This is a genomic window from Streptomyces sp. NPDC001020, from assembly GCF_053599115.1.
On the sequence record NZ_JBSFLQ010000005.1, the window covers coordinates 48514 to 61525 of the forward strand.

10 protein-coding genes and 2 pseudogenes are annotated in these 13012 nt (G+C 67.8%); 7 read left to right on the forward strand and 5 right to left on the reverse strand.

Annotation, left to right across the window (positions count from 1 at the left end; genetic code table 11):
- The first annotated feature begins 433 nt into the window (after window positions 1-433).
- The 7 genes from ACWDEX_RS05850 (at window position 434) to ACWDEX_RS05880 (ending at window position 9786) form a co-directional block, all read left to right on the forward strand.
- Complete coding sequence (locus tag ACWDEX_RS05850) at window positions 434-1270, forward strand: FhaA domain-containing protein (RefSeq protein WP_450461957.1); 837 nt, start codon at window positions 434-436, stop codon at window positions 1268-1270.
- Window positions 1271-1280: 10 nt separating this feature from the next.
- Window positions 1281-1802, forward strand: a complete 522-nt coding sequence (locus ACWDEX_RS05855) for an FHA domain-containing protein FhaB/FipA (protein WP_450461958.1) — start codon at window positions 1281-1283, stop codon at window positions 1800-1802.
- A gap of 90 nt (window positions 1803-1892) precedes the next feature.
- Window positions 1893-3440 (forward strand): Stp1/IreP family PP2C-type Ser/Thr phosphatase, encoded by a 1548-nt coding sequence (locus ACWDEX_RS05860; RefSeq protein ID WP_450462147.1) that lies wholly within the window; start codon window positions 1893-1895, stop codon window positions 3438-3440.
- A gap of 27 nt (window positions 3441-3467) precedes the next feature.
- Window positions 3468-4907: an FtsW/RodA/SpoVE family cell cycle protein gene (locus ACWDEX_RS05865; RefSeq protein ID WP_450461959.1), complete on the forward strand. Its 1440-nt coding sequence runs from the start codon at window positions 3468-3470 to the stop codon at window positions 4905-4907.
- Complete coding sequence (locus tag ACWDEX_RS05870; RefSeq protein ID WP_450461960.1) at window positions 4904-6382, forward strand: peptidoglycan D,D-transpeptidase FtsI family protein; 1479 nt, start codon at window positions 4904-4906, stop codon at window positions 6380-6382. Before ACWDEX_RS05865 ends, ACWDEX_RS05870 begins: the two co-directional genes overlap by 4 nt.
- Before the next feature lie 170 nt (window positions 6383-6552).
- Window positions 6553-8508: a Stk1 family PASTA domain-containing Ser/Thr kinase gene (gene pknB, locus ACWDEX_RS05875; RefSeq protein ID WP_450461961.1), complete on the forward strand. Its 1956-nt coding sequence runs from the start codon at window positions 6553-6555 to the stop codon at window positions 8506-8508.
- 240 nt (window positions 8509-8748) lie between these two features.
- The gene (locus ACWDEX_RS05880; protein ID WP_450461962.1) at window positions 8749-9786 is read left to right on the forward strand and encodes a restriction endonuclease; all 1038 of its coding nucleotides are present in this window, start codon (window positions 8749-8751) and stop codon (window positions 9784-9786) included.
- Window positions 9787-9850: 64 nt separating this feature from the next.
- On the opposite strand, the gene ACWDEX_RS05885 is transcribed toward ACWDEX_RS05880, so the two are convergent.
- The 5 genes and pseudogenes from ACWDEX_RS05885 to ACWDEX_RS05905 form a co-directional block, all read right to left on the reverse strand.
- Entirely contained in the window at window positions 9851-10612 is a 762-nt protein-coding gene (locus ACWDEX_RS05885; protein ID WP_450461964.1) for a class E sortase, read from the reverse strand.
- Between the two features lie 44 nt (window positions 10613-10656).
- On the reverse strand, window positions 10657-11871 hold the full coding sequence (locus tag ACWDEX_RS05890) for a class E sortase (RefSeq protein ID WP_450461965.1): 1215 nt from the start codon (window positions 11869-11871) through the stop codon (window positions 10657-10659).
- Window positions 11868-12509, reverse strand: a complete 642-nt coding sequence (locus ACWDEX_RS05895) for an aminodeoxychorismate/anthranilate synthase component II (protein WP_450461966.1) — start codon at window positions 12507-12509, stop codon at window positions 11868-11870. Before ACWDEX_RS05895 ends, ACWDEX_RS05890 begins: the two co-directional genes overlap by 4 nt.
- Window positions 12506-12695, reverse strand: a pseudogene (locus tag ACWDEX_RS05900) (hypothetical protein). Before ACWDEX_RS05900 ends, ACWDEX_RS05895 begins: the two are co-directional and overlap by 4 nt.
- A gap of 25 nt (window positions 12696-12720) precedes the next feature.
- Window positions 12721-12948 (reverse strand): annotated as a pseudogene (locus ACWDEX_RS05905) (class E sortase); the annotation flags it as partial.
- Between the last annotated feature and the right edge of the window lie 64 nt (window positions 12949-13012).

Consider the following 13012-nt stretch of genomic DNA (forward strand, 5'->3'; position numbering starts at 1 on the left):
GGGGACCGCCCACGGATCCGGGCCCGACAGCCGACGGACGGCAAGACAGCGGACCGCCGGCCGGCACTGGGGCCACGGGGTCACCCTTCCCGGCCACGCCGCCCGGCCCCCGCCGCGTCGGCAACGGCCCGGCAACATCTCGACGTGAATCGGTTCACGTATCAACCTCGTACCGGTCCTGCCCATCTCTACAGAAGGCGGACGGGGTCCACAGTCCGGTGCGGGACACTGGTCCGTGGCCGCCTCTACGATCCATGCCAGGAGGTACGTGCAGGACGAGTCGGAGGGGACGTCCGGAGGGAACTTCGGAGGCGTCGACACCCATCGACAGGGCCGACAGGGGGAACCAGCCGATTTTCCGGCGCGTGGATACGATCAGTAAGCAGTACCAGGTAGGCAGTACGCAGGGCGGCAGCAAAGGAGGAGGTGCCCCATGGGAGTCCTGAAGAAGTTCGAGCAGCGTCTCGAAGGTCTGGTCAACGGCACCTTCGCCAAGGTGTTCAAGTCCGAGGTCCAGCCAGTGGAGATCGCCGGTGCGCTCCAGCGGGAGTGCGACAACAACGCGACCATCTGGAACCGCGACCGGACCGTAGTCCCCAACGACTTCATCGTGGAGCTGAGCGCGCCGGACTACGAGCGCCTCAGCCCCTACTCGGGCCAGCTCGGCGACGAGCTCGCCGGCATGGTGCGCGACTACGCGAAACAGCAGCGCTACACCTTCATGGGCCCCATCAAGGTCCACCTGGAGAAGGCCGAGGACCTCGACACCGGCCTGTACCGGGTGCGCAGCCGTACGCTGGCCTCCTCCGCCAACCAGCAGGCGCCCGATTCCGCCCCGGCCGGACGGCGGGCCCCCGGTGGCTACGGCTACCCGCCGGCCGCCACGCCCACGGGCGCTCCCCCTATGCCGTCCACGCCGCCGCCCGGCGGACGCCCCGCCGCCGCGCCCTACGGCCAGCGGCCCCCGGCCGCGCCGACGACCGGCGGGCGCACGCGCTACTGGATCGAGATCAACGGCACCCGCCATCAGATCTCCCGCCCGACGCTGGTGCTGGGCCGCAGCACCGAAGCCGACGTGCGGATCGACGACCCCGGCGTCTCGCGCCGGCACTGTGAGATCCGGACCGGAACGCCCTCGACGATCCAGGATCTCGGGTCCACCAACGGCATCGTGGTGGACGGGCAGCACACCACCCGCGCTACGCTCCGCGACGGCTCGCGGATCGTCGTGGGCAGCACCACCATCATTTACCGGCAAGCCGAAGGGTGAAGCGGGGGCAATGTCAGAGCTGACCCTCACGGTCATGCGGCTGGGTTTCCTGGCCGTACTGTGGCTGTTCGTGATCGTGGCCGTGCAGGTCATCCGTAGCGACCTGTTCGGCACGCGCGTCACACAGCGCGGCTCACGCCGGGACGGAGGGCGGCCACAGCAGGCCCCCCGGCAGGCCCGCCAGGCGGCGCCTCCACAGCAACGCCAGCAATCGGGCGGCGGCCGCCAGCGCCGCGGTGCCCCCACGAAGCTGGTCGTCTCCGAAGGCTCCCTGACGGGCACGACGGTCGCGCTGCAGGGCCAGACCATCACGCTCGGCCGCGCGCACGACAGCACGATCGTGCTGGACGACGACTACGCCTCCAGCCGGCACGCCAGGATCTACCCCGACCAGAACGGCCAGTGGATCGTCGAGGACCTCGGGTCCACCAACGGCACCTACCTCGACCGCACCCGGCTGACGACCCCCACACCGATTCCGCCGGGCGCGCCGATCCGTATCGGCAAGACCGTCATCGAGCTGCGGAAGTAGTACGACAATGAGCGAGCGGAGCGAGCACGCGGCAGTGGCCCCGACGACGGGCCTCGGCGCGCTCCCGACCGGAGGGTGGGCACCGTGCGGATGTACCCGGAGCCGACGGGCGAGGTGCGCATGAGTCTGTCACTGCGCTTTGCCGCCGGATCGCACAAAGGCATGATCCGTGAAGGCAACGAGGACTCCGGTTACGCCGGTCCGCGCCTGCTCGCGATCGCCGACGGGATGGGCGGCCAGGCCGCCGGCGAGGTCGCCTCCTCCGAGGTGATCTCCACCATCGTCGCCCTCGACGACGACGTCCCCGGATCCGACATCCTCACCTCCCTCGGCACCGCGGTGCAGCGCGCCAACGACCAGTTGCGCGCGATGGTCGAGGAGGACCCCCAGCTGGAAGGCATGGGGACCACGCTCACCGCACTGTTGTGGACCGGCCAGCGGCTCGGGCTCGTCCATGTCGGCGACTCCCGCGCGTACCTGCTGCGCGACGGTGTCCTGACGCAGATCACACAGGACCACACCTGGGTGCAGCGACTCGTCGACGAGGGCCGCATCACCGAGGAGGAGGCCACCACCCATCCGCAGCGGTCGCTCCTCATGCGGGCGCTCGGCAGCGGCGACCATGTCGAGCCCGACCTGTCGATCCGTGAGGTGCGCGCCGGCGACCGGTACCTGATCTGCTCGGACGGGCTGTCCGGGGTCGTCTCCCACCAGACGATGGAGGAGACCCTCGCCAGCTACCAGGGACCACAGGAGACCGTGCAGGAGCTGATCCAGCTCGCGCTGCGCGGCGGCGGCCCCGACAACATCACGGTCATCGTGGCCGACGTCCTCGACCTGGACACCGGAGACACCCTCGCCGGGCAGCTGTCCGACACCCCGGTCGTGGTGGGCGCGGTCGCCGAGAACCAGCACCACCTGCACGACAACGGCATCATGCAGACGCCCGCCGGCCGGGCCTCGGGCCTCGGCCGTCCGGTGTCCGGACAGGGCGGCGGAGGCGAGTTCGGGCCTCCCGGCAGCGGTGACACCACCGGCTACGTCCCGGCGGACGGCTACGACTCCTACGGCGACGAGGACTTCGTCAAGCCGAAGAAGAGCCGCAAGTGGCTCAAGGGATCGCTCTACTCGGCCCTGGCGCTCGCCGTCGTCGGCGGCGGGCTGTACGGCGGCTACCGCTGGACGCAGACGCAGTACTACGTCGGCGCCGAGGGCGAGCACATCGCGCTGTACCAGGGCATCAGCCAGGACCTGGCCTGGGTGTCGCTGTCGAAGGTGCAGAAGGACCACCCGGAGATCGAACTCAAGTACCTGCCGCCGTACCAGCAGAAGAAGGTCAAGGCGACCATCCCCGAGGGCGACCTCGAGGCGGCCCAGGCGAAGGTCTCCGAGCTCGCCGTGCAGGCGTCCGCGTGCAAGAAGGACGCCGAGCGCCGTACCGCGGAGAGCCAGAACAAGGACAAGGCCCGACGCGCCACGGAAACCTCCCCGACCTCCCCGATGTCCACGACCGCCCCGACACCGAACCCGTCGGCGTCGACGCCGGCGGGCCAGACCCAGACCGCACCCACTTCCACACCCGGCCCCAGCCTCTCGGAGGAAGAGCAGAAGGTCGTCTCACTGTGCGGTAAGCAGTAAGCGAGCCGTGAGAGGGCCTGTCACACCATGAGCAGCAGTACGCACTCGACGACGCACCACACGTCCACGATCGGCGCGATCGGCGCGCCGAGCCGCCGCAACACCGAACTGGCGCTGCTGGCGTTCGCCGTCGTCATCCCGGTGTTCGCCTACGCCAACGTCGGCCTCGCCATCAACAACTCGGTGCCGCCCGGCCTGCTCAGCTACGGCCTCGGCCTTGGTCTGCTGGCCGGCGTGGGCCATCTCGTCGTACGGAAGTTCGCCCCGTACGCGGACCCGCTGCTGCTGCCACTGGCCACCCTGCTCAACGGGCTCGGCCTGGTGGTCATCTGGCGGCTCGACCAGTCCAAACTGCTGCAGTCCATCCACCAGGCCGGCTCGGCGGCGCCCCGCCAACTGCTCTACACCGCCCTGGGTATCGCGCTGTTCGTGGTCGTACTGATCTTCCTCAAGGACCACCGGGTACTCCAGCGCTACACGTACATCTCCATGGTCGGCGCGCTGATCCTGCTGCTGCTGCCACTGGTACCGGGGCTCGGCGCCGAACTCACCTACGGCGCCAAGATCTGGATCTCGGTCGCCGGATTCTCCATCCAGCCCGGTGAGTTCGCGAAGATCGTCCTGGCGATCTTCTTCGCCGGCTATCTGATGGTGAAGCGGGACGCGCTCGCGCTCGCCAGCCGCCGCTTCATGGGCCTGTACCTGCCGCGCGGCCGCGACCTCGGCCCGATCCTCGTCGTCTGGGCGGTCTCGATCCTCATCCTGGTCTTCGAGACCGACCTCGGTACGTCGCTGCTGTTCTTCGGGATGTTCGTCATCATGCTGTACGTGGCGACCGAGCGGACAAGCTGGATCGTCTTCGGTCTGCTGATGGCCGCGGTGGGAGCGGTCGGCGTGGCGAGCATCGAACCGCACGTGAAGTCGCGTGTCTCGGCCTGGCTCGACCCGATGAAGGAGTACGCGCTCAGCCATGCTGGTGTGAAGGGTCACTCCGAACAGCTCCAGCAGGCCCTGTGGGCGTTCGGCTCCGGCGGCACCCTCGGCTCCGGCCTCGGCCAGGGCCACTCCGACCTCATCCGGTTCGCCGCCAACTCCGACTTCGTCCTCGCCACCTTCGGTGAGGAGCTGGGCCTGGCCGGCCTCATGGCGATCCTGCTCATCTACGCCCTGATCGTGGAACGCGGCGTGCGCACCGCCCTCGCCGCCCGCGACCCGTTCGGCAAGCTGCTCGCCGTCGGACTGTCCGGCGCCTTCGCGCTCCAGGTCTTCGTCGTCGCCGGCGGCGTCATGGGGCTCATCCCGCTGACCGGTATGACGATGCCCTTCCTGGCCTACGGCGGATCCTCCGTCATCGCCAACTGGGTACTGATCGGCATCCTCCTGCGCATCAGCGACACGGCACGCAGACCCGCCCCGTCCCCCGCACCGAACCCCGACGCCGAGATGACCCAGGTGGTCCGCCCGTGAACAAGCCCGTACGCCGGATCGCGATCTTCTGCGGCCTCCTGGTCCTCGCGCTGCTCGTTCGCGTCAACTGGCTCCAGTACGCCAAGGCCGACAGCCTCAAGAACGACAAGGACAACCGTCGCGTCAACATCACCCGCTACGCCTCGCCGCGCGGCGACATCATCGTCGGCGGCTCCTCGGTCACCGGGTACGTGGAGACCAAGACCGACGCACTCAACGACCTGAAGTACAAGCGCACGTACAAGGACGGCCCCATGTGGGCGCCCGTCACCGGCTACGCCTCGCAGGTGTACGGCGCGACCTTCCTCGAGGGTGTCGAGGACGGCATTCTCACGGGCACCGACGACAAGCTCTTCTTCCGCAACACCCTGGACATGCTCACCGGCAAGCCGAAGCAGGGCGGAAACGTCGTCACCACGCTCAACGCCGCGGCGCAGAAGGCGGCTTACAACGGGCTCAAGGGCCACGGCAAGGGCGCCGTCGTCGCCCTGGAACCGTCCACCGGCAAGATCCTTGCGCTGGCCTCCTACCCGTCCTACGACCCCGGGTCGATCGCCGGCCAGAACGACGGCGAAGCCTGGAAGAAGCTCCAGGAAGAGAACAACCCCAGCAACCCGATGCTGAACCGGGCGCTGCGCGAGACCTACCCGCCGGGCTCCACCTTCAAGGTGGTCACCGCGGCCGCCGCGCTGGAGAACGGCAAGTACACCTCTGCCGACCAGCACACCGACTCCCCGCTGCCGTGGATCATGCCGGGCACCACCAAGCCGCTGGAGAACGAGAACAACATCCCCTGCAAGAACGTCAGCATGCGCGAGGCGCTGCGGATGTCCTGCAACAGCGTCTTCGGCAAGATCGGCGCGGACCTCGGCAACGACAAGATGCTCGACCAGGCGGAGAAGTTCGGCTTCAACAAGGAGCAGTTCACCCCGGTCCGCTCCAACGCCTCGGTGTTCTCCAAGGACATGAACAAGTCGCAGACCGCGCTGTCCTCGATCGGCCAGTACAACACCGCAGCGACCCCGCTGCAGATGGCCATGGTCGTCTCGGCGATCGCCAACGACGGCAAGCTGATGAAGCCGTACATGGTCGACAAGCTCCAGTCGCCCAATGTCGACACCCTGGAGCAGACCCAGCCGGAGGAGATGAGCCGCCCGCTGTCCGAGCGGAACGCCCAGATCCTGCAGTCGATGATGGAGACGGTCGTCAAGGACGGCACCGGCAAGAACGCGCAGATGGGCAATGGCATCACCGTGGGCGGTAAGACCGGTACCGCCCAGCACGGTCTGAACAACAGCGAGAAGCCCTACGCCTGGTTCATCTCCTACGCCAAGATGAGCGACGGCAGCTCGCCGGTCGCCGTGGCCGTGGTGGTCGAGGACGACAACGCCAACCGTGGCGACATCTCCGGTGGCGGCCTGGCCGCCCCCATCGCGAAGAACGTCATGAAGGCGGTCATCGACAGCAGGCAGTGACCCCCGTCACGTCCCCTTCACATCAGCGCACGTTGCGATACCGGTCCTGTATCGGGTGGCGGATGTGGCCAGGTCATGCTCAGCGAGCCGGGTACCGTATGCCCGGACAGCACACCGCCGGACCACACACGGGTGTGGTCGGGGCCGACGGAGAGGGCTGGTAGGAAGCTATGGAAGAGCCGCGTCGCCTCGGCGGCCGGTACGAGCTGGGCCATGTGCTCGGTCGTGGTGGCATGGCCGAGGTCTACCTCGCGCACGACACCCGCCTCGGCCGCACCGTGGCAGTGAAGACGCTGCGCGCCGACCTGGCGCGCGACCCTTCCTTCCAGGCCCGGTTCCGCCGGGAGGCCCAGTCGGCCGCCTCGCTCAACCATCCCGCGATCGTCGCGGTGTACGACACGGGCGAGGACTACATCGACGGGGTCTCGATCCCGTACATCGTCATGGAGTACGTCGACGGCTCCACACTCCGTGAACTTCTCCACAGCGGCCGCAAGCTGCTGCCGGAGCGGTCCATGGAGATGACCATCGGCATCCTCCAGGGCCTGGAGTACGCCCACCGCAGCGGCATCGTCCACCGTGACATCAAGCCGGCGAACGTCATGCTGACGCGCAACGGCCAGGTCAAGGTGATGGACTTCGGCATCGCCCGCGCCATGGGCGACTCCGGCATGACGATGACGCAGACGGCGGCGGTCATCGGCACCGCCCAGTACCTCTCGCCGGAACAGGCGAAGGGCGAACAGGTCGACGCCCGCTCCGACCTGTACTCGACGGGCTGCCTCCTCTACGAGCTGCTGACGGTCCGTCCCCCCTTCGTCGGCGACTCCCCGGTCGCGGTCGCCTACCAACACGTCCGCGAGGATCCCCAGCCCCCGAGCGTCTTCGACCCCGAGATCACGCCCGAGATGGACGCGATCGTGCTGCGGGCACTGGTCAAGGACCCCGACTACCGCTACCAGAGCGCCGACGAGATGCGCCAGGACATCGAGGCCTGCCTCGACGGACAGCCCGTCGCGGCCACGGCGGCGATGGGCGCGGTGGGTGCGCCGGGCTACGGCGGCTACCCCGACGACCAGCCGACGACGGCCCTGCGCTCCGACCAGGGCGGCGGAGCCACGACGATGCTGCCGCCGATGAACCCGGACGACGGCGGCTACGGCTACGACGACCGCCCGGCCCGCCGCCGCCAGAAGAAGTCGAACCTGTCGACGATCCTGCTCGCCGTCGCGGCCGTGCTGGTGCTGGTCGGTGCGATCCTCATCGGCAAGTGGATCACCAGCGGCAAGAGCCCGAGCAATGACACCCTGCCGACGCCCAACTTCGTCGGCCTCTCGCAGAAGGCTGCCGAGAAGAACGCCGAGAACGCCGAACTGAAGCTCTCCATCTCGAAGAAGCCGTGCGAGGAGCAGCAGAAGGGCTACGTCTGCTCCCAGAACCCCCAGAAGAACACCGACGTCAAGAAGGGCGCCACGATCACTCTGGTGTTGTCCACGGGCGCGCCGAAGGTGACTGTGCCCGACGTCAGCGGGCAGAACGCCGACGACGCGAAGACGAAACTCGAGGGCGACGAGTACCAGTTCAAGGTCGAGCTCAAGTCCCAGGAGTCCACACAGACCCCGAACACGGTTCTGGGGATGGATCCGCCGTCCGGCAAGGAGGTGGAGAAGGGCTCCACCATCACGCTCACCGTGGCGCAGCAGCCGTCGCGGGTGATCGTTCCCAACCTGGCGGGCCAGTCAGTCGAAGGGGCAAAGGCGGCTCTGCAGGCCCAGGGCCTGGTGCTGGGTACCGTGACGGAAGGGGAGTCGGCCGACCAGCCCGAGGGCAAGATCTTCGAGCAGAGCCAGCCCGCCGGCTCGGAGGTAGCCCGAGACACCACGATCAACGTCAAGACCGCCAAGGCACCGCCGCAGGAGGAGAAGTTCGCGATGCCGAAGGTGACTCAGATGACGGTCGCCGACGCCAAGCAAATCCTCGACCAGCAGGGTTTGACACTCAAAAAGGTGCAGGGCCCGAAGGACGACAACGCCACGGTGCTCGGGAGCTACCCGCAGGAGGGCCAAGAGGTCAAGAAGGGCGACGAGGTCATCCTCATCGCCGTCGGCGGCGGCGGCGACCACTAGAACCGGCGACGCGACCACTGCGGGAAGAGTTTATCGAGGGGCCTGGAATCCGGAACGGATTCCAGGCCCCTTGTGCATTGTTCGAGGTCGCTTGTCCGCTCCAACAGGGCTCGGGCGCCCGGCCTGTTATGCGAACTTCGACCATACCTTCATATGCCCTGACTCGTTGTACAGGTCGGGCTGGAAACAGACCTCTGCCCCGGCACACCCACAACGGCACACCTCGAAGGGGCAGTAGAAGTGATCAACGAAGCCGCTCTGCTGGAATCGAAGGCTCTGCGCACCACCGTGCTGGACCGCACGGACGTGCTCGACAGGGTGAAGGCGCTGTCGCTGCTGCCGGACGGGATGCATGTGACGACGGCGATGGTGGCGACGTACTTCGGTGTCACCGTCGAGACTATCCGGCAGTTGGTGAAACGCCACCGTGAAGAACTGGAAGTCAACGGCCTGGTCGTACTACGGGGCGCTGACCTGCGAAAGTTTGAGAGTGACAACATGTCACTCTCGCTGGGAAGTTATCCACAGTCCCGTCGGAGTCTCACCGTCTACTCCCGCCGAGCCGTCCTCAACATCGCCATGCTCCTACGCGACAGCGACGTCGCCCGTCAGGTGCGTACTTACCTCCTGGACATGGAGTACCTGGCCCGTACTAAGCCTGTGAAAACTGCCCCGACCGACGTCCTCGCCCTGGACGACCACATCGACCAGCGCATCGCCCTCATCCTGGGCAAGACCGTCGTCCCCATGTTCAACACCTTGATCGAGAGCTCCGGCGAACACCGCCGCGAACTCATCAGCCTCCGCGAGGACATCGAGAACGTCGAGCGCAGGCTCTGCTGGCATCACCAGCGGATCAGCACGCTGGAGGGCGCTGAGCCGAGGAACCCGATCAGCGCATCCATCAGCAAGATGGACTGGCAGTCGTTCGAACGCCACGTCGCCGACCTGCTGCGGCGCGACGGCTGCACCAAGGTCGTCGTACGGAAAGCGCAGAGCGACCGAGGTATCGACGTCACCGCGCGCACGGCCGACGGACGCACGGTTGCCGTCCAGTGCAAGAAGCACAATCACCGGCAGTACGTCTCGAGCGCCGACATGCAGAAGTTCGCCGGCGCCGCACGGACCGTCGAGCCCGCGGACATCGCCCTCTTCGTCGCCACCTGCAACTTCACCCATGAAGCACAGGCGATCGCCAGGCTGAGCGGCATCGTCCTCGTGGACCGCGGCGATCTGGAAGCCTGGACCGCCGGAGTACGCCTCAAGGCTCTCGGCTAGTACGGCACGGCAAAGACCCGAAGTCGCAAGTCGAAGTTGCGGCTTCGGGCCCTAGGCATCCTACTCAGCGCAGCTCCTTCGGCGGCGTCCGCTTGCCGTCCACCTTCTCCACCCGCTCCAGTTCGCCCCACACGATGTACCGGTACTGCGACGTGTAGACGGGCGTGCACGTCGTCAGCGTGATGTAGTGGCCCGGCTTCTTCACGCCCGCTTCCTTCGGGACGGCGGTGAGGACCTCCACGTTGTACTTCGAGGTCTCCGGAAGGATCGCGAAGACCTTGTAGACGTACCAGTCGTCCTTCGTCTCGAAGACGATCGGATCGCCGTCCTTCAGCTTGTGGATGTTGTGGAACTTCGCGCCGTGCCCGTCCCGGTGCGCGGCCAGCGTGAAGTTGCCGTTCTTTCCCGTCATCGGCAGCGTCGCCTTGACCGGGTCGGTGTAGTAGCCGGCCACGCCGTCGTTGAGGATGCTCGTCGACGTGCCCTTCTCGACCAGCACCTCGCCGTTGCCCATCGCCGGCACATGCAGGAAGCCGATGCCGTCCCCCGTGTCCAGGGCACCCGGACCGCTGTCCTTCTCGGCCGCCCAATGGTCACGCACCTTGTCACCCTGCCGGTCGGCCTTGCGGTCCGCGAGGACGTTCGTCCACCACAGCGAGTACACGACGAACAGGCCGAGCACCAGGCCCGCCGTGATCAGCAGCTCCCCGAAGACACTGATCGCCAACGCGATCCGGCCGCGCCCGCGGCGGCGCGATGCCGAAGGGGAGGCGAAGCCCGGCGCCGACGCATCGGTCTGCTCGCCCTGGTCGGTCGTCACTCCCACTGCATCTGCCCCGTCTGTTCCACGTGCCCGTGCATCCACGTGCCCTACTGAATGAGCGCGTCCGGTTTTCCCTTGCTGCGCGGCCGTTCCTCGACCATCTTGCCCCAGACGATCAGCCGGTACTTGCTGGTGAATTCCGGCGTGCAGGTGGTCAGTGTGATGTAGCGGCCCGGTTTGGCGAAACCCGACCCCTTCGGAACGGGATCGAGGACACTCGTGTTCGACGGCGAGGTCACCGGAAGGGTCGACGCCGTCTTGTAGACGTAGTACGCGTCCTGCGTCTCCACCACGATCGTGTCACCCGGCTGAAGACGGTTGATGCGGCGGAACGGCTCACCGTGCGTGTTGCGGTGGCCCGCGAGCCCGAAGTTGCCCGTCTTGGCGTCCGGCATCGCCGTCTTCAGACTCCCCTCCCCGTAGTGCCCGACCATGCCCTTGTCGAGCACCGCCGACTTACTGGTGCCCTCCGCGATCGGCACCGCCACGTCCAGCTTCGGTATGTGCAGGATGGCGAAACCCTGCCCTGGCGCGAACTCCCCCGGTTCGCGCTTGCCGCTCGCCCAGTCCTGCTGGAGGTGCTTGGCGGCGTCGCCCGCCACCTGGTGCGCCCGCACGTTCGACCACCACAACTGGTAGGTCACGAACAGCAACATCACCACACCGGTGGTGATGAACAGCTCACCGATCACCCGGCTCGCGATGACCGCCACACCGGGCTTCCGCGCCCGCGCGGCCCGCCGGGCCTCCACACGGGACAGAGGCGCCTCCCCGGCGCTCCCAGCGGGCTTCTCGGCCGTCTGCGGCCTGCCTGCATGCCGTCCGTGCCTCCTGGCCGCCTTGCGTCGCGCGGCACGGCCCCCGGGCGCGGGTACAGAGGACTCACCGGCCCCGTCCGCGGCCCGCAGTCCCCCCGTGACGTCCGAGGCGCGCAACGCGACGGTCTCGCTGTCCACGGAAGCCTCCGCGGGCGCGAAGCCGCCCAGCTGAGCGGGCACGTCGTACGCCGCCGTGGCCGCGGGGTCCTCGTACGAAGGAACGGCCTCGGGCCGCTCGTACACGGGGAGCACCGCCGTCGCCTCGTACGACGGCTGCGGCACCTGCTGCCCGTACGGCTGGCCACCGTGCCCCGCGCCCTCATGCCACTGCTGCCCCTGCCACGCACCGGCGCCCTCGTACGGCTGCTGCCCGTACGAGGCCCCGTCGTCAGCGGCGTCCCCATAGGGGGCGCCGGTCTCGCGCTCGGGGCGCAGCGCGGTCACGCCGTGGACCTGCCCACCACCGGGGCGAGCCCCGCCGACCTCGCCACGGCCCCCTGGTCACCACACTCCACCAGCCAGTTGGCCAGCATCCGGTGACCGTGCTCGGTGAGCACCGACTCGGGGTGGAACTGCACGCCCTCGACGGGAAGTTCACGATGCCTGAGGCCCATGATGATCCCGTCGTGCGTACGCGCCGTGACCTCCAGCTCGGCCGGCACCGTCTCCGGCGCGGCGGCCAGGGAGTGGTAGCGCGTCGCGGTGAAGGGGGAGGGCAGCCCGGCGAAGACGCCCTTGCCCTCGTGCTCGACCAACGAGGTCTTGCCGTGCAGCAGCTCGGGCGCACGGTCGACGACACCGCCGTAGGCCACCTGCATCGACTGCATGCCGAGGCAGACGCCGAAGACGGGGATACCGGTCGTGGCACAGTGCCGCACCATCTCGACGCAGACGCCCGCCTCCTCCGGGGTGCCAGGACCGGGAGACAGCAGCACACCGTCGAAGCCTCCCCCGTCGGCGTGCGCGGTCGACACCTCGTCGTTGCGCAGCACCTCGCACTCGGCGCCCAGCTGGTACAGGTACTGCACCAGGTTGAAGACGAAGCTGTCGTAGTTGTCGACGACGAGAATGCGCGCGCTCACTGGTTGTCCACCGTCACATCATTGAAGGGCAGCAGCGGTTCGGCCCACGGGAAGACGTACTGGAACAGGACGTAGACCACGGCCAGGACCAGCACGACCGACATCAGCGCCCTCACCCAAACGTTCCCCGGCAGATGCCGCCAGATCCAGCCGTACATGCCGTCCCTTCCGTCTCCACCACGGCATCGCACACACGCCGTACACCACCAGACTAACGGCGCGGTGCCCCCGATTTCCCGGCCTCCACAGGCTGTGTGGAATCGAGACGCGCCCAGACGACCAGCCGGTGACTGCGCCCCGCTTCCGGACCGCGCGTGGTCGACGTCGAACAGCGGCCCGGACGTGGATACCCGGACTTACGGGGCACAGCGTCGATCACCTCGATGTCCGTGGACACGGTTTTTCAAAGGCCTTTGTCGATCCGATACGCGAACCAGGATTTCCGTCGGTGCGCCCACGTCGCCGGGGGGCTTGTTCCACGTGAAACCGAGGCGTGGGAGGTG

What these genes read in the sequence shown, in the direction of transcription:
- ACWDEX_RS05855 (WP_450461958.1), top strand. Translation starts at nt 1,281, where the DNA reads ATGTCAGAGCTGACCCTCACGGTCATGCGGCTGGGTTTCCTGGCCGTA.
- pknB (WP_450461961.1), top strand. Translation starts at nt 6,553, where the DNA reads ATGGAAGAGCCGCGTCGCCTCGGCGGCCGGTACGAGCTGGGCCATGTG.
- ACWDEX_RS05850 (WP_450461957.1), top strand. Translation starts at nt 434, where the DNA reads ATGGGAGTCCTGAAGAAGTTCGAGCAGCGTCTCGAAGGTCTGGTCAAC.
- ACWDEX_RS05865 (WP_450461959.1), top strand. Translation starts at nt 3,468, where the DNA reads ATGAGCAGCAGTACGCACTCGACGACGCACCACACGTCCACGATCGGC.
- ACWDEX_RS05860 (WP_450462147.1), top strand. Translation starts at nt 1,893, where the DNA reads ATGTACCCGGAGCCGACGGGCGAGGTGCGCATGAGTCTGTCACTGCGC.